Source organism: Bacillus sp. CH_70 (assembly GCF_038007045.1).
In the GTDB taxonomy this organism is placed as follows: domain Bacteria; phylum Bacillota; class Bacilli; order Bacillales; family Bacillaceae_G; genus Bacillus_A; species Bacillus_A cereus.
Genome location: NZ_JBBOWL010000001.1, coordinates 3,875,880 through 3,892,596, shown reverse-complemented (window position 1 = coordinate 3,892,596; position 16,717 = coordinate 3,875,880). Strand labels below are relative to the sequence as shown.

The window sequence follows — 16,717 nt, the reverse complement described above, 5'->3', positions numbered from 1 at the left end:
AAAAATTTCATAGTTCTATAACATGGTATGGTCGTCTTTTTGATATAGTAAAGGAAAGGGGGAGAATATATGTATACATTAAAAATCGTTTCAGACAGAGAAGCACTTTATCAATTTGCGAGTTATGTAAGAGTTGTACAAGGGGTTGAAGATGTATATGTAGAGGTGGGAGAACCTTTATATGAACATCCTTTAATGAAGTTTTATTTACATATTAAGCTGAAAGAAACATATGAGCAGCATAAAGCGTTACAGGAAATAGCAAGATTAGTAGAATTGGGTCGTTTTACATATGTCCATTATCGTAATGATGAAATTGAGGAAGCTTTTGAAGCTGTAAAATATGAAAGTTTTAAGAAATAAAGATGAAAAAACGGAGGCGAAAGCTTCCTTTTTTTCTTTAAAATTACATGAACAAAAAGAGAGAAATTTTGTTATGATAAGGGAGGTTAGGGAAAGGGGAATTTACATATGGGGTATATTGAAGAGTTACGAAAAGTCGTTGGTACAAGACCGCTTATTCTCGTAGGATCAGCAATCATTATATTAAATGATAAACAAGAAGTATTGCTTCAATATCGTTCAGATACATATGATTGGGGTGTACCTGGTGGGGCGATGGAACTGGGTGAAACGACAGAAGAAACGGCACGTAGAGAGTTATTTGAGGAAACGGGGTTAACTGCAAAAATAATGCAATTTCTTGGTGTTCTATCAGGAAAAGAAGTATATTTCCGTTATCCGAATGGCGATGAAATTTTCAATGTCATTCATCTGTATCAGGCACATCATGTGAGCGGGGAATTAAAGCTCGATCATGAAGGGTTGAAACTTCAATATTTTCCAGTAGATAAGTTGCCAAAATTGAATGAAACGACAGAGAAAATTTTGCAAAAGTTTTTATATGCACTGACAGAATAGAAGGTTAATTCCTTCTATTTTTATTATATTAAATATTTTGATTTTTTAGTATGTTTATAGTATGATAGTTGTAGATATACATCTTATGGAATTTCACCTAAAAACTGACTAGGGTACATAAGAGAGGGGCAAGTACAAAATGCATAATGTTGTTATTACAGCTGCAGTTCGTTCGCCAATTGGAACTTTTGGAGGAGCGCTAAAAAATGTAACGCCAGTAGAATTAGCTGTTCCTGTACTTCAGGAAGCTGTAAAACGAGGCGGGGTAGAACCACATGAAGTTGATGAAGTAATTTTAGGTCATTGTATTCAAAGAACTGATGAAGCAAATACGGCGAGAACAGCTGCATTAGCGGCAGGATTTCCTGACACAGTTACGGGATATACAATCCAACGTCAATGTTCTTCAGGTATGCAAGCAATTATGTCAGCTGCAATGCAAATCCAATTAGGTGTAAGTGATGTTGTTGTTGCAGGTGGAGTAGAAGCGATGAGTTCGAGCCCTTATGCATTGAAACAGCACCGCTGGGGACAACGTCTACAGCACGGAGAAATTCGTGACACGGTGTGGGAAGTGTTAGAAGATCCGATTCACCATATTATGATGGGTGAAACAGCGGAAAATTTAGTTGAACAATATGAAATTACAAGAGAGGAACAAGATGAAGTTGCTCTTCGCAGTCATACATTGGCACTGAAGGCAATCGAGTCTGGATACTTTGACGATCAAATTGTTCCTATTACAATAAAAGAGCGTAGAAAAGAAGTTGTATTTTCGAAGGATGAACATCCACGTGCCGATATTACAGCTGAAAAATTAGCTGGATTGAAGCCGGCATTCCGTAAAGATGGATCAGTGACTGCGGGAAATGCATCTGGCCTTAATGACGGGAGTGCAGTTCTAGTATTAATGAGCGAAGAAAAAGCGAAAGAAAAAGGTTTACAACCGTTAGCTAGAATTGTTGGATATTCAGTAGCTGGAGTAGATCCAAAAATTATGGGTATTGGACCAGCACCAGCAATTCGTAAAGGTTTAGAAAAAGTAGATTGGTCATTGGAAGATGCAGATTTACTTGAAATTAATGAAGCTTTCGCGGCTCAATATTTAGCTGTAGAGAAAGAGTTAGGCTTAGACCGTGAAAAAGTGAACGTAAACGGTAGTGGCGTAGGACTTGGGCATCCAATTGGTTGTACAGGGGCTCGTATTACGGTAAGTTTAATTCACGAATTAAAAAGACGTGGGTTAGAAAAAGGAATTGCCTCTTTATGCGTCGGTGGCGGTATCGGGGTTGCCTTATTTATAGAAGCACTATAAAAAAGAAGCAGCTATTGCTGCTTCTTTTTTTATGACTCAAATAGATGATGAAATAATCGATCACGATTTTCAAAGAAAAGTTTCGTCGTTTGATAATGCTCGGTTTCTTCTAATGTGGATTCGTGAATCCCCTCTTGTGTTAAAGAGTATATAGTAGATTCAGGGTAAGCCATTAAAATAGGAGAATGCGTCGCAATAACAAATTGTGAACCTTGTTCCGCTAGTTCATGCATTCGAATGAGCATGGAAAGTTGTCTCATAGGTGATAGAGCGGCCTCAGGCTCATCTAAAATGTATAAACCTTGTCCTGAAAAACGGTTCATAAATAAGGAAAAGAATGATTCACCGTGTGATTGTTTGTGTAGTGAGATACCACCATAAGAGTTGATAACCGGGTTCCCACGTGCTTCTCTATCAGCATCTATTTCATCAATATAAGAAGCAACGTTATAAAATGATTCAGCGCGAAGAAAGAAACCGTCGTTTGGTGTATTGAAACTTTTTGAAATTCGAAGGTATTCATGTAAAGGTGAATGGGAATCGTTTGTGCTAAAACGGAAGTTCTTCGTTCCACCTTCTGCATTAAAACCTAACGCAATTGCAATTCCTTCAAGTAATGTTGATTTACCCGTTCCGTTTTCTCCAATAATGAATGTTACATTTGGATGGAAAGCTAGTGATTGTAATGTTCGAATAGCGGGTAAGCAGTAAGGATATGCGGAAAAACTAGGGATATTTTCTTTTTTTAATGTGACATTTTGTAAAAAGGGTACGTCAATCAATATATAAACCTCAATTCATAACGGATTTTAATTCTAAAAAAGCAGCAAATACAAGTGTTAATGACACCTGAATTCCTTCCTTATATCCTGAATATTTTATGTGGATTATATCATTTAAACTATCATATTCCAATGTGAAAATAAATATTGCATGAAGATCTATTCTCTCGTTATGATAGATGGTATTCTATTGAAAATGTGAGAAGGAGTTAAAGTATGCCGTTTACATTTGCACATCCAGCAGCAGTTCTTCCTTTTGCGAAAAAGCATTCTAAATATATGTCAGTAACGGCTCTTATATTAGGTAGTATGGCGCCTGACTTTGAATATTTTTTACACTTTAGACCGTATGGTGTTATTGGGCATACGTGGCTTGGGTTCTTATATTTAAATTTACCACTTGTCTTCTTATTAGCATGTATATATCATTACATTTTAAAAAAGCCTTTTATAACACATTTACCTAAACCATTTGCTGGGTATTATACATATGTAGTAGATAAGGGGTGGAGGATTCATACATGGAAGGATCTTTTTATATTTTGTTATTCAGCATTATTCGGTATGTTAACGCATGTTGTTTGGGATGCATTCACTCATAAGACAGGCTATTTTGTTATGAAAATACCATTATTGCAAAGGGAATGGTACGGTATCCCTGTTTATAAATATATGCAACATGGAAGTACATGTATTGGTTTTCTATTATTAGTATACGTTTTATGGAAATATAGAAATGAAATGGGTAAAGACCTTATTTTAGCTTCGGAAAAAAGAAAGTATTGGATTTCAGTAATTGTTGTGGCAACTATTATATTTATCGTGCATGCGTTCCTAGATCCCTATTTTCATATTTTCCAAATTGGAGGTATAATAGTATCTGGACTGACAAGTTCATTTTGTGGACTTTTCATTGTTTCTATAGTTTACAAAGCAAGGGACTAATATTATATTCATGAATGATAGCGTTAGGAGAAATGAAATGATGAAAGCATGGAAAAGTATTTTTGTTTTATGTAGTTTTCTTCTTGTGTTAAGTGGTTGCTTCCATCAAGAAGAAAAGAAAGCTGAACCGAAGAAGAAAGAATCAATTCCTGAAACAAAAGAATATGGTGGGCGTGAGCTGAAAAAAGTAGGACAAAAAGTGAAAGAAACAGGATGGGGTACTTTCAAGTTAGAGCAGATGCACTCTGTGAATCAAACATTTGAAGTAGCGCCAATGAAAATTCACGTACAAGATGTGAAAGTAATCTCTTTATCACAGATGAGTGAAAAGGCAAAAAATACATTGAAAGTATACACGGCACTAACTCCTGAAGAAGTAAAACGTAGATTAGGGGATAAAGTAAGCCAAGAAGATGCAGAGTTATATGCATCGCTAAGTGGAACAGAGATTAGTAATACAATTCGTTACGTTGAGATTACATATAAAGTGGAGAATAGCGGAAATAAAAATATGCAATTTTTCTCTATGAATGATGTTATGATTAATGGTAAGCAACATTTTAAAGTAGCGACTCAAAACTTTTTATATGATGAAGATACGTTAGTTGGTACAAAAAATGTGTCAAGAGAAGACTATAAGCCTGGTGAAACAAGAGATGGTATTATTGGTTTAATACTTGACGATGGAAAAGACAAAGTAAAGGATATTCAGTTTACAACTGATGATTTACTTGCAGGAGATTCTGAAACACAAGATGTTGTAAAAGAGTCACAAACGTTTAATATCTCACTTTCGGAGTAAGGTGTTTTTAAAATAATGTAAGAAAAACAGTCAGCACTCAAATATTATGCTGACTGTTTTTTTATTTCTTTTATGTATGAATCTACATTTTGAAAAGGCACCTTAATTTTAAACGCATCTTTTTGTTCATTAAATTGCTTTTCATTGTAGGGACCGAAACGTTTATTGTGCTTTACGTCAATAATCCAATAATGTTCACTTTTTTTATTTGCAATTGCTGCGTCAGGGTTATTTGGATCTGATTTTTCCTCAGTTTGTTTTGCAATAATGTATTTATCATCCCAAGCAATGTCTGTAATTTTTGCAGGGATGTATTGTGTGGCATATACAGCATCTTGCGAGGGGAAAAGTTCAAATGCATTTCCAGAAGTACGTATGAGTTCGTATTCATCGTTAACCGTATAAGTTAAGTGACTTGTGTTTCCTGCACAACCAGTTAATAGGAAGGCGACGAATAGGATTATCCATTTTTTCAATATGGGAACCTCCTTTATAATGCTATTGTAACAAATTGTACAAGAAAAGTAAGAGAAACGCTAGTTTACAATGTTTTTTAGAAGTGGTACGATGAGACGGGTAAAGAAGGATATGAAGGAGTCGACATAAAATGAAGTTAAAGATGCATCGTCCAGCGCTTGTAATGAATCGCATAGGTGCTTCCCTAATTGACATGTTTTTAATCTCGGTTATGTATGGTGCAGTAGTAGCTATTATGACCGGAAACTATAGTGCTATGTTTAAGCGCTTTAATATAAGCTTAGGTGATTTTAGATATGATTTCGCAGTAGTTTTCATATTAATGGCGATATATTTTATTGTGTTACCCTTTATTTGGAACGGTGTTACACTTGGCAAAAAGGTAACAAGAATAAAATTAATTTCACTGAAGAGTGAAAAGCTAACGTTGCAAACATTAATTATAAGATTTTTTGTAGTGTTATTACCGAACGTATTGCTATTAGGAATTCCATTAATATGTAACGTATATATGATGTTGTTCCGCAAAGACAATTGCGGTTTTCAGGACTTAATTACAAAGACGAAAATAATAAGTCTTGTATAATAAAATAAAAAAAGACCCTTTTTATATATAAAAAAGGTCTTTTTTTATTTTATAAGTATATTGTGAATATTTACAGTGAGGAAAAGCTAAAATGTGTCATTTCTATTTGTAATAGATTGAAAATTAAGATAATGGTATAATAATTAAAAATAATATCTTTATCTCACCATTTGGGGCTGATTAAAGTTTTACTTTATATAATAAGGGGGAAGTTGAGATGACAGGAGGTAGCATAATTTTTTGGGGCATTCTCATTTTTATCGGTCTAGTTCTTGATCAGCGTAAGAGTAAGAAAAAAGAAGGATAAGAAGTAAACGCTTACAAATTGAATAGCAATTTTTCTTGCTTGCAGAATAATCTCATAAAGGAGTATACTGAATGACGGTAAGACTTATAGAAGGGGTAATGAAAATGAAGCTTGCAGGAAAAGTTGCTATCGTAACTGGCGGTGGCATCGGTATTGGACGTAATACAGCTCTTTTGTTGGCTAAACAAGGCGCAAAAGTAATTGTGACGGACATTGATCAAGAAAGTGGACAAGCAACAGTGGAGGAAATTACGAATCTAGGCGGAGAAGCCCTTTTTGTATTCTATGATATGGAAAAGCAAGGAGATTGGCAACGCGTTATTAGCATTACTTTGAATGCATTCAGTCGCATTGACATGCTTTTTCAAAATGCTGGTTTATATAAAATAGATTCTATTTTTTCTCGCCAACAAGAGAACGATTCCAATGTACTTTGTATTAATGACGTTTGGATAGAGATAAAACAATTAACGTCATCTTTTATGAAACAGCAAGAAGAAGTGGTGCTTAGTGATTTACCGATTTTCGGTATTATTGGCACGAAAGGACAATCATTTCATACAGTAGAAGCCCTAGTATAATAATGAAAACCGCCCTCAATATATGTGGACGGTTTTTTTGTATGTTATATAGAAGGAAATTTTTTTAGCGAATACGTTGTTCTGTTTGGTTGTCAAAGAAATGCGCTTTATTTAAATCAAATGCCAATTTAATTTGGTCTCCAGGTGAGAATATATGTCTTGCATCAACACGTGCTGCAAAATCTTGATTTCCAAGTTTCATATATAAAATAGATTCAGCACCTAACAATTCAGCAACTTCAATTTTTGTTGTGAAAGTAGTAGATTGTGAAGCTTCTAAAAATAGTAGTTCATCATGAATGTCTTCCGGGCGAATACCTAAAACAATTTCCTTATTTACATAGCCTTGTTCACGTAGCATCTTCATTTTTCCTTCAGATACTTTGATTTTTATAGTATTGTCTATAACGAAATCGGTTTCAGTCAATTTACCACGGAAGAAGTTCATCGCTGGTGACCCGATAAATCCACCCACGAAAATGTTTTCTGGTGTTTCATATACTTCTTTTGGTGTTCCAATTTGTTGAATCTTTCCATCCTTCATAACGACAAGACGCGAAGCCATAGTCATTGCTTCTGTTTGGTCATGTGTTACATAAATTGTTGTTGTTCCAAGGCGATGATGTAGCTTAGAAATTTCTGAGCGCATTGCAACACGGAGTTTAGCATCTAAGTTTGATAATGGCTCGTCCATTAAGAAAACTTTTGCATCTCGAACGATTGCTCTACCTAACGCAACACGTTGGCGCTGTCCACCTGATAATGCTTTCGGTTTTCTATCTAAATATTGTTCAAGTCCTAAAATTTTTGCTGCATCTTTTACACGACGATCGATTTCATCTTTTGGTATTTTTCGAAGTTTTAATCCAAATGCCATATTATCATATACACTCATATGTGGATAAAGAGCGTAGTTTTGGAATACCATTGCGATATCTCGATCTTTTGGAGGAACATCATTCATTAGTTTACCATCAATTGAAAACTCGCCTTTTGAAATATCTTCGAGTCCAGCTACCATTCGTAACGTTGTAGACTTTCCGCATCCAGAAGGACCGACAAATACAATAAATTCTTTATCTTGAATGTGTAAATTAAAATCAGTTACAGCTGTTACGTTATTATCATATATCTTATAAATGTTTTCTAATTTAAGTTCTGCCATGGTATTTCCCCCTAGAAATAATTATGCAAACGTTTTCTTTGAGTTCATTATAAACGAATAGATTCAAAAAATAAATAAAAAAAATAAAACGTTTTCATTTATTGGAGATTTATTAGTGGTTTTCATATGTTTTCTTAGAAAAAGAACAATAAAAATTGTAAGCGCTATTTTAAATTGAGATAGAATCTGTTATCATTCATTAATGAAAACGTTTGCGCCTTGAAAAAGAGAAAAATGAATGAAATGGGGTAGCATAATGGAAAAACAATGGTGGAAAGAAAGTGTAGTATATCAAATTTATCCTCGTAGCTTTATGGATAGTAATGGTGATGGTATAGGAGATCTTCAAGGGATTATTTCAAAGCTAGATTACTTAAAAGAGTTAGGGATTGATGTGATTTGGTTATCACCAGTCTATGAATCTCCAAATGATGATAATGGTTATGATATAAGCGATTATTGTAAAATTATGAACGAGTTCGGAACAATGGAAGATTGGGATGAACTATTACATGAAATGCATGAACGTAATATGAAATTGATGATGGATTTAGTTGTTAATCATACATCTGATGAACATAATTGGTTTATTGAATCACGTAAATCAAAAGATAATAAATATAGAGATTACTATATATGGCGTCCTGGAAAAGAAGGGAAAGAACCAAACAACTGGGGAGCTGCTTTTAGTGGATCTGCATGGAAGTATGATGAAATGACGGATGAATATTATTTACATCTGTTTTCTAAAAAACAACCGGATTTAAACTGGGATAATGAAAAGGTAAGACAAGATGTTTATGAGATGATGAAGTTTTGGTTAGAAAAAGGAATTGATGGATTCCGCATGGATGTTATCAATTTTATTTCTAAAGAAGAAGGGTTACCAACAGTTGAAACAGATGAAGATGGTTATGTTTCAGGTCATAAACATTTTATGAACGGTCCAAACATTCATAAATATTTGCATGAAATGAATGAGGAAGTATTATCGAATTATGATATTATGACGGTTGGTGAAATGCCTGGTGTAACGACAGAAGAAGCTAAATTGTATACTGGAGAAGAACGAAAAGAGTTGCAAATGGTATTCCAATTTGAACATATGGATTTAGATTCAGGAGAAGGTGGAAAGTGGGATGTAAAACCATGCTCACTTCTTACTTTAAAAGAGAATTTAACAAAGTGGCAAAAAGCATTAGAGCATACCGGATGGAATAGCCTTTATTGGAATAACCATGATCAGCCTCGCGTTGTATCTCGTTTTGGTAACGATGGAATGTATCGCATTGAATCTGCGAAAATGTTAGCGACAGTTCTTCATATGATGAAGGGAACGCCATATATTTATCAAGGTGAAGAAATCGGAATGACGAACGTTCGATTCCAATCAATTGATGAATATCGAGATATTGAAACGTTAAATATGTATAAAGAAAAAGTGATAGACCATGGTGAAGATATAGAAAAAGTAATGGAATCTATTTATATAAAGGGTCGTGATAATGCTAGAACTCCGATGCAGTGGGATGATCAGAATCACGCTGGATTTACAACGGGTGAGCCTTGGATTACTGTAAATCCTAACTATAAAGAGATTAATGTGAAACAAGCAATCCAAGATGAAGGTTCAATTTTTTATTACTATAAGAAATTAATTGAGCTACGCAAAAATAATGAAATAGTTGTATATGGATCATATGATTTAATATTAGAGAATAATCCTTCTATTTTTGCTTATGTAAGAACATATGGAGACGAAAAACTACTTGTTATTGCAAACTTTACTGCGGATGAAAGTGTATTTGAAATGCCTGAGGATATTAGTTATAGTGAATCAGAATTATTCATACACAATTACGATGTAGAAATCGGATTGATAGATAACATTACATTACGTCCGTATGAAGCGATGGTATTCAAATTGAAATAAGAAAAATCCTTATGCCACCTTGGCATAAGGATTTTTTGGGTTACCATTTTAATATGGAGAATCCATATGGAGGAAGTGTAACTTGTAATACACTTGCTTCTGCTGAAAATTCTTCATTTGTATAAATGTTAATTATTTTCTTACCAGTAACATGAAGAGGGAGTGAAACTGTAACTTCACTATTAGTAGGGTTTAAAACGAAAAAGATAGTTTCATCCTCATATGTTTTCGTATAAGAAATATAATTATGTTCATCATTTGCTTCGATGAATTGAAAAGTACCATGTCCTCCAAAAGCTGCATGTTGTTTTCGTAATGAAATCAATGTTTGTATATGTGTAAATAATGCATGATCTTGTTCTTTAGTATCCCAAATCATACATTTACGGCAATCGGGGTCCATACCACCATCCATGCCGATTTCATCTCCGTAATAAATACATGGAGAGCCGATGAAAGAAAGATGGAATACATAGAGCAATTTCAACTTATTTTTATCTCCATTGCATGTTGTTAAAATTCTTGGAGTATCATGGCTATCTAATAAATGAAAGGCTGCTTCATTTACATTCATAGAGTAGGAATGTAGAGATTCTGTAATTTGCTTCATAAATTCACTTGCTTTAATGGAATCGTTAGCAAAGTAAGAAAGTAGAGCGTTTGTAACAGGGTAGCTCATGACAGCATCAAATTGATCGCCTTGTAGCCACGGAAGGGCATCGTGCCAAATTTCTCCCAAAATATATACTTCAGGATTTAATGTCTTTATTTCAGTTCGGAATTCTCTCCAAAAGTTGTGATCGACTTCATTTGCGACATCAAGGCGCCAGCCATCTATATTGAATTCTCGTACCCAATAACGTCCTACTTCAAGTAAGTATTCTTTTACATCTGGATGAGCTGTATTTAATTTAGGCATATACGGTGTAAAGGCGAAAGTATCATAATTGGGAAGTGGATCGGTTATAATTGGAAATTCATGAATGTGGAACCACTCTTTATATGCAGACTTCTCACCGTTCTCTAGAACGTCTTGAAATTTCTCGAAAAAGTATCCACTATGATTAAACACAGCATCGAGCATTACTTTTATACCGTGTTTATGACATTCTTCAATGAGCTCTTTAAAAGTTTCTTCCGTCCCAAATTGTGGATCAATTTCCATATAGTCAATTGTGTCATATTTATGGTTTGAATGAGCTTTGAAAATAGGTGTGAAATATATTCCGGAAATGCCAAGCTTAACAAGGTAATCAAGGTTTTGAATAACACCAGCAAAATCCCCGCCGAAAAAATTAGTTGGAGTTGGATTCGTACTTCCCCAAGGAAGGGTGTTTTCTGGATTCAGCGTACTATCGCCATTAGCGAATCGTTCAGGGAAAATCTGATACCAAATGGTGTCTTTAATCCACGATGGTGCTTTGAATACATCATCTGCATGAATAAATGGAAAACAAAAAAAGTTACCAACATCATCATTTGGAATGTTAGAAAAGAATCCTCGCTCTGTATAAATAAGAGTGTCTGTTTCAGATTTTAATTCAAACCCATAACGTAAGCGCTTAAATTTTGGTTCGATTGCAATGGACCAATAATCAAATAATGCAGTAGAACCCGTTTTTTTCATTGGTGTACTTGCTGATATCCATTTCCCGTCTTTCCATTCGTAAGGATCACCGTAAATAAGATCGGCGCTTTGAACATCATCTCTCTTAGTACGTATTCGGATGTGAATTGTTTGTTCATCGTAAGCGTATGCATAATTATCTTTCGGCCTATGATAAATGGCTTCTTTAAACATATAGAAAATCCCCCTTCAATATCTCTATACATAGTATTCCCTTAAGTGTAATAATAAAGCCTGTATTGCAAACGATTGCCTTTCTTATAGCTTTAATATTGCTTATAAGAGTAGTATTCATTTCATATAAAGTCAATGTATAAAGAGTATAATGACATAATTTTTAAATTAATATTTGCAAAATGAATAAAAGAATGTATAATGATAGACAAATAGCGCAAACGTTTTCATAGACTTGAGATATTGTTTGCGCTTCAATTAAACTATTAAATGCAAACGTTTTCAGTTACTGAGGTACATAGACAATTTAGGGAGGTTTTTGGGATGAAGAAAGCATTATCATTATTAACGGTTTCAGCATTATCTATTGGTATGTTATCTGCATGTGGACCGAAAGATTCAGGGGAAAAAGAGGAAAGTAAAGCGAAAAAAGACTATGATCTTCTTGTTTGGGAAGATGATAAAAAAGGTGTTGGTTTAGAACCAGCAGTGAAAAGCTTTGAGGAAAAATATAAAGTAAAAGTAAAAGTTGTTGAAATGCAAATGACAGATCAAGTGAAGAAGTTACGCCTTGATGGGCCAGCGGGGACTGGACCAGATGTTGTAACATTGCCACATGATCAAATCGGAAATGCAGTAACAGAAGGTTTACTTTCTGAAGTGAAAGCAGATGATGCTGTAAAGAGTAAATTTACTAATTCATCAATAGAAGCACAGACATATAACGGAAAATTATATGGTTTACCAAAAGCAATTGAGACACCAGTCTTTATTTATAATAAAAAACTAATGCCAAAAGCGCCAGAAACGATGGACGAGCTGTTTAACTTCTCAAAAGAATTTACGAAAGATGGCAAGTACGGATTTTTAGCATTAGGAGATAACTTCTACTTTGCTAATGCATTCATGGCAGGTATGGGCGGTTATGTATTTGGTGAAAAAGATGGAAAGCCAAATGCAAGTGATGTTGGATTAAATAATAGCGGAGCAGTACAAGGTGCTGAATATCTTCAAAAATGGTACAAAGAAAAATTATTCCCGAAAGGTATTATCGGTGAATCAGGTGGGCCTGCTGCTGATGGACTATTCAATGAAGGAAAAGCAGCATCTATCATGAATGGCCCATGGGCGTTCCAAGCAATGGAAAAGAACGGGATTGATTATGGCGTTGCTCCAATGCCGAAATTACCAAATGGTCAACCGATGAAAACGTTTGTTGGGGTTAAAGGATGGCATGTAACAAGTTTTTCTAAACAAAATGATTTAGCTACAAAATTCACTGAGTGGGTAACAAATGAAGAAAACGCAAAAATTCGATTTGAGAAAACAAAAGAAATTCCTCCAGTAAAATCAGTAATGGAAGATCCAATTATTAAAGATAACGAAGCTGCAAAAGCAGTTGCAACGCAATCTGAAAATGGAATTCCAATGCCAAACATTCCAGAAATGCAAGAAGTTTGGAAACCAGCTGGAGATGCGCTTCAATTAGTTGTTACAGATAAAGAGGCACCAAAAGCGGCGCTTGATAGTGCAGTGAAACAAATTAAAGGTAATATTGAGGCAAATCATAACAAGAAAAAATAAGGTGAAATTCGTGCCTCTAATATGAGAGGCACGAATTCTCTCCCTTCCATGTAGGAAGAAAAAAGGGGGAAGGAACATGCAAACATCTATGGAACCAGCAAATGGGTTAAACCATTCAAAGCATAGAAAAATGGCAACCATGTTATCAATCATTCCAGGCGTGGGCCAAATGTATAATAAACAATTTGTAAAAGGTCTTATTTTTCTAGTATTAACAGGTTCATTTATTGTAGCCTTTGCTGATTTATTAAATATGGGATTATGGGGTATTGTAACGCTCGGTACAGAAGTTCCACGTGACCATTCTGTCTTTCTATTAGTAGAAGGAATCTTGGCCCTTATCGTTATCGTTTTTGGGCTCGGCATATATGCATTTAACTTATACGATGCATACCAAAATGGAAAGAAACGTGATATCGGAACACCGTTAAATTCTGTAAAAGAGCAATACCGTAATTTGTTAGATCAAGGTTTTCCTTATTTAATGGTTTCACCAGGTTTTCTACTACTTATCTTTGTTGTCGTATTTCCAATCATCTTCGTAATTTTAATTGGATTTACAAACTATGATTTATATCATTCTCCTCCAGCTAAATTAGTAGATTGGGTGGGCTTTAAAAACTTTATTGATATTTTCACTTTACCGATGTGGAGAGAGACATTTGTAAGTGTATTCTCTTGGACTGTCATTTGGACATTCGTTGCAACAACATTACAAGTTGCGCTCGGTATTTTCTTAGCGATTATCGTAAATCAGCCTGGTATTAAAGGAAAGGCGATTATTCGAACAATCTTCATTTTACCGTGGGCGGTTCCAGCATTCGTATCTATTCTTGTTTTCTCTGGTATGTTTAATGAAACATTCGGAGCGATTAACAATCAAGTATTAGCTTTATTCGGAATTGAAAAAATTGCTTGGATGACAGATCCATTTTGGGCGAAGATTGCTTTAATTATGATTCAAACGTGGCTTGGGTTCCCGTTTATCTTTGCGATGACAACAGGTATACTGCAATCGATTCCGGGAGAATTATATGAAGCGGCTACAGTAGATGGAGCGACAGCTTGGCAACAGTTTCGTAAAATTACATTGCCACTTGTGTTATATGCAACAGCACCAATATTAATTACGCAATATACGTTTAACTTTAATAACTTTAGTATCATCTATCTATTTAACGGTGGAGGTCCTGCTGTAGCTGGACAAGACGCAGGTGGAACGGATATTTTAATTTCATGGATTTATAAGTTAACGATGACTTCAGCGCAGTACGGAAAAGCAGCAGCTCTTACAATGATATTATCGTTAATCGTTATTACAGTTGCGTTATGGCAATTTAAGAGAACAAAATCATTCCAAGAAGAGGATATGATGTAAATGAATATTAAAAGACAGAAGATGTTACGTCTCTCATTAAGTTATTTAGTTATTTTCGTAATGTGTGCCATCATTTTCTATCCGTTATTATGGATTATTGGCTCATCGTTTAATCCAGGTGATAGTTTATCTGGATCAAGTATTATTCCACAAAATGCAACGTTAGATCATTATCGTAAGTTATTAGATCTAGAGAATAGTAATTACTTACTATGGTATAAAAACACATTAAAAGTAAGTGTTTTAACGATGATTTTCTCAGTGTTAGCAATTAGCTTTACTGCTTATGCATTTTCGAGATATCGTTTTGTTGGAAGAAAAAATGGTTTATTAACATTTTTAATCCTGCAAATGATTCCAAACTTTGCAGCGTTAATTGCTCTATACGTATTAGCTCAATTAACAGGATTAATTGATACACACCTTGCATTAATTTTAATTTATGTAGGCGGGGCCATTCCGATGAATACATGGCTTATGAAAGGGTATTTTGATACGATTCCGAAAGAACTGGATGAATCAGCTCGTATGGATGGAGCAGGACATTTCCGTATTTTTTGGCAAATCATTATGCCACTTGCAAAGCCAATCGTAGCGGTTGTAGCGTTATTTACTTTCATTGGTCCATTTACAGATTTCATTTTAGCGAGTATTATTTTGCGAACACCAGAAAATTATACTTTAGCAGTTGGATTATATGAAATGGTTGCGAAGAAATTCGGTAATGAATTTACAACGTTTGCAGCGGGTTCTGTGTTAATTGCGATCCCAATTTCAATTTTATTCCTATCACTACAAAAATACTTTATTTCTGGTTTAACAGCTGGAGGTACAAAAGGATGAAAAATGGGACATTACGTCCCATTTTTCTTTTCATCTCCCTATAAATAACTTTATAGGGAGATGAAAAGAGATTTGACATCACATGTGAAAAGAAGTGAAATAAATAGTATATTATAGTATAGGAAAAAATAGCTATATCCCTTACAATACATGAAGAGGGAGAATAGGATTAGTTTTGCAAGATATAAGAAATGAAAGTTTATGACTTGCAATGAGTGCGAGATAAAATATATGAAAAATGGCAGAGAAATGAGAGGAGGGGGATTTTTATGACAGTTACAATTAAAGATGTGGCGAAGCAAGCGAATGTGGCACCATCAACAGTTTCTCGTGTAATTGCTGATAATCCAAGTATAAGTGAAAAGACAAAGCGCCGTGTTAGGAAAGTGATGAGTGAATTAGGGTATCATCCCAATTTAAATGCGAGAAATCTTGCGAACCAAACGACGAAAACACTTGGTCTTGTTATGCCAAGTTCTGCAAGTAAAGCTTTTCAAAATCCATTTTTCCCAGAAGTTATAAGAGGGATTAGTTCATTTGCACACGTAGAAGGTTATGCGCTTTACATGTCGACAGGTGAAACGGAAGAAGAAATTTTTAATGGTGTCGTAAAGATGGTACAGGGACGCCAAATTGGTGGCATTATTCTTTTATATTCAAGGGAGAATGATCGGATTATTCAATATTTACATGAACAAAATTTCCCGTTTGTTTTAATAGGAAAACCATATGATCGAAAAGATGAAATTACATATGTAGATAATGACAATTATACAGCTGCAAGAGAAGTGGCAGAATATTTAATTTCATTAGGGCATAAGCAAATCGCGTTCATTGGTGGTGGATCAGATTTACTTGTAACGAGAGATCGTTTAGCTGGTATGAGTGATGCCTTGAAATTAGCAGACATTGTATTACCAAAAGAATATATTTTACATTTTGATTTTTCGAGGGAAAGTGGTCAACAAGCTGTTGAGGAATTAATGGGACTGCAGCAACCGCCAACGGCAATTATGGCAACGGATGACTTAATTGGACTTGGTGTGTTAAGTGCTCTTTCTAAAAAAGGATTCGTTGTACCGAAAGATGTTTCTATTGTAAGCTTTAATAATGCTTTATTATCAGAAATTGCGAGCCCTCCACTTTCGACAGTTGATGTGAATATTTATCAGCTAGGATATGAGGCAGCAAAAGCTTTAGTTGATAAAGTAGAGAATGCAGAATCCACTGCAAAGTGTATCATTATTCCTCATAAATTACTAAAACGTCAAACTTGTGATCATTATGCATAAAAAAG

General features: G+C 34.7%; 17 protein-coding genes. 13 read left to right on the top strand and 4 right to left on the bottom strand.

Annotated features, from left to right (window positions below; all coding sequences use genetic code 11):
* Window positions 1-69 precede the first annotated feature (69 nt).
* The 3 genes from N2V79_RS19710 to N2V79_RS19700 all read left to right on the top strand — a co-directional run bounded on the left by N2V79_RS19710 (window position 70) and on the right by N2V79_RS19700 (window position 2,236).
* Complete coding sequence (locus N2V79_RS19710) at window positions 70-363, top strand: DUF3928 family protein (protein ID WP_340720178.1); 294 nt, start codon at window positions 70-72, stop codon at window positions 361-363.
* Between the two features lie 108 nt (window positions 364-471).
* A complete protein-coding gene (locus N2V79_RS19705) occupies window positions 472-921 on the top strand; it encodes an NUDIX hydrolase (RefSeq protein ID WP_002005651.1) in 450 nt (149 codons plus the stop codon).
* Between the two features lie 139 nt (window positions 922-1,060).
* Complete coding sequence (locus tag N2V79_RS19700) at window positions 1,061-2,236, top strand: acetyl-CoA C-acetyltransferase (RefSeq protein WP_000552078.1); 1,176 nt, start codon at window positions 1,061-1,063, stop codon at window positions 2,234-2,236.
* A gap of 29 nt (window positions 2,237-2,265) precedes the next feature.
* Here N2V79_RS19700 and N2V79_RS19695 read toward each other — a convergent pair whose 3' ends face one another.
* Window positions 2,266-3,018: an AAA family ATPase gene (locus N2V79_RS19695; RefSeq protein WP_069356150.1), complete on the bottom strand. Its 753-nt coding sequence runs from the start codon at window positions 3,016-3,018 to the stop codon at window positions 2,266-2,268.
* A 216-nt stretch (window positions 3,019-3,234) separates the two neighbouring features.
* Between N2V79_RS19695 and N2V79_RS19690 the strand changes: the two genes are divergently transcribed.
* Window positions 3,235-3,963 (top strand): DUF4184 family protein, encoded by a 729-nt coding sequence (locus N2V79_RS19690; RefSeq protein ID WP_016080420.1) that lies wholly within the window; start codon window positions 3,235-3,237, stop codon window positions 3,961-3,963.
* A gap of 37 nt (window positions 3,964-4,000) precedes the next feature.
* A complete protein-coding gene (locus tag N2V79_RS19685) occupies window positions 4,001-4,765 on the top strand; it encodes a hypothetical protein (RefSeq protein ID WP_029443164.1) in 765 nt (254 codons plus the stop codon).
* A 44-nt stretch (window positions 4,766-4,809) separates the two neighbouring features.
* On the opposite strand, the gene N2V79_RS19680 is transcribed toward N2V79_RS19685, so the two are convergent.
* The gene (locus tag N2V79_RS19680; protein ID WP_000758789.1) at window positions 4,810-5,241 is read right to left on the bottom strand and encodes a DUF3997 domain-containing protein; all 432 of its coding nucleotides are present in this window, start codon (window positions 5,239-5,241) and stop codon (window positions 4,810-4,812) included.
* A gap of 131 nt (window positions 5,242-5,372) precedes the next feature.
* Here N2V79_RS19680 and N2V79_RS19675 point away from each other — a divergent pair, with 131 nt between their 5' ends.
* From N2V79_RS19675 to N2V79_RS19665, 3 genes are all read left to right on the top strand, one after another.
* Window positions 5,373-5,828 carry an RDD family protein gene (locus N2V79_RS19675; protein ID WP_000769080.1) on the top strand — a complete coding sequence of 152 codons (456 nt, stop codon included), beginning with the start codon at window positions 5,373-5,375 and terminating at the stop codon, window positions 5,826-5,828.
* Window positions 5,829-6,045: 217 nt separating this feature from the next.
* Window positions 6,046-6,135, top strand: a complete 90-nt coding sequence (locus N2V79_RS19670; protein ID WP_000145638.1) for a hypothetical protein — start codon at window positions 6,046-6,048, stop codon at window positions 6,133-6,135.
* A gap of 71 nt (window positions 6,136-6,206) precedes the next feature.
* Window positions 6,207-6,716, top strand: coding sequence for an SDR family NAD(P)-dependent oxidoreductase (locus N2V79_RS19665; RefSeq protein WP_000218413.1), 510 nt, complete (start codon window positions 6,207-6,209; stop codon window positions 6,714-6,716).
* Window positions 6,717-6,780: 64 nt separating this feature from the next.
* Here N2V79_RS19665 and N2V79_RS19660 read toward each other — a convergent pair whose 3' ends face one another.
* On the bottom strand, window positions 6,781-7,881 hold the full coding sequence (locus tag N2V79_RS19660) for an ABC transporter ATP-binding protein (protein WP_069356149.1): 1,101 nt from the start codon (window positions 7,879-7,881) through the stop codon (window positions 6,781-6,783).
* A 256-nt stretch (window positions 7,882-8,137) separates the two neighbouring features.
* Here N2V79_RS19660 and malL point away from each other — a divergent pair, with 256 nt between their 5' ends.
* Complete coding sequence (malL, locus tag N2V79_RS19655; RefSeq protein WP_071729761.1) at window positions 8,138-9,814, top strand: oligo-1,6-glucosidase; 1,677 nt, start codon at window positions 8,138-8,140, stop codon at window positions 9,812-9,814.
* Between the two features lie 40 nt (window positions 9,815-9,854).
* On the opposite strand, the gene N2V79_RS19650 is transcribed toward malL, so the two are convergent.
* Window positions 9,855-11,615 (bottom strand): alpha-glycosidase, encoded by a 1,761-nt coding sequence (locus N2V79_RS19650; RefSeq protein ID WP_075718309.1) that lies wholly within the window; start codon window positions 11,613-11,615, stop codon window positions 9,855-9,857.
* 324 nt (window positions 11,616-11,939) lie between these two features.
* On the opposite strand from N2V79_RS19650, the gene N2V79_RS19645 reads away from it, so the two are divergent.
* The 4 genes from N2V79_RS19645 to malR all read left to right on the top strand — a co-directional run bounded on the left by N2V79_RS19645 (window position 11,940) and on the right by malR (window position 16,712).
* The gene (locus tag N2V79_RS19645; RefSeq protein WP_030027746.1) at window positions 11,940-13,199 is read left to right on the top strand and encodes an extracellular solute-binding protein; all 1,260 of its coding nucleotides are present in this window, start codon (window positions 11,940-11,942) and stop codon (window positions 13,197-13,199) included.
* Between the two features lie 76 nt (window positions 13,200-13,275).
* A complete protein-coding gene (malC, locus tag N2V79_RS19640) occupies window positions 13,276-14,577 on the top strand; it encodes a maltosaccharide ABC transporter permease MalC (protein WP_069356146.1) in 1,302 nt (433 codons plus the stop codon).
* On the top strand, window positions 14,578-15,420 hold the full coding sequence (gene malD, locus N2V79_RS19635; protein ID WP_001022608.1) for a maltosaccharide ABC transporter permease MalD: 843 nt from the start codon (window positions 14,578-14,580) through the stop codon (window positions 15,418-15,420).
* Window positions 15,421-15,689: 269 nt separating this feature from the next.
* The gene (gene malR / locus N2V79_RS19630) at window positions 15,690-16,712 is read left to right on the top strand and encodes a maltose operon transcriptional repressor MalR (RefSeq protein WP_000219053.1); all 1,023 of its coding nucleotides are present in this window, start codon (window positions 15,690-15,692) and stop codon (window positions 16,710-16,712) included.
* The last annotated feature ends 5 nt before the right edge of the window (window positions 16,713-16,717 follow it).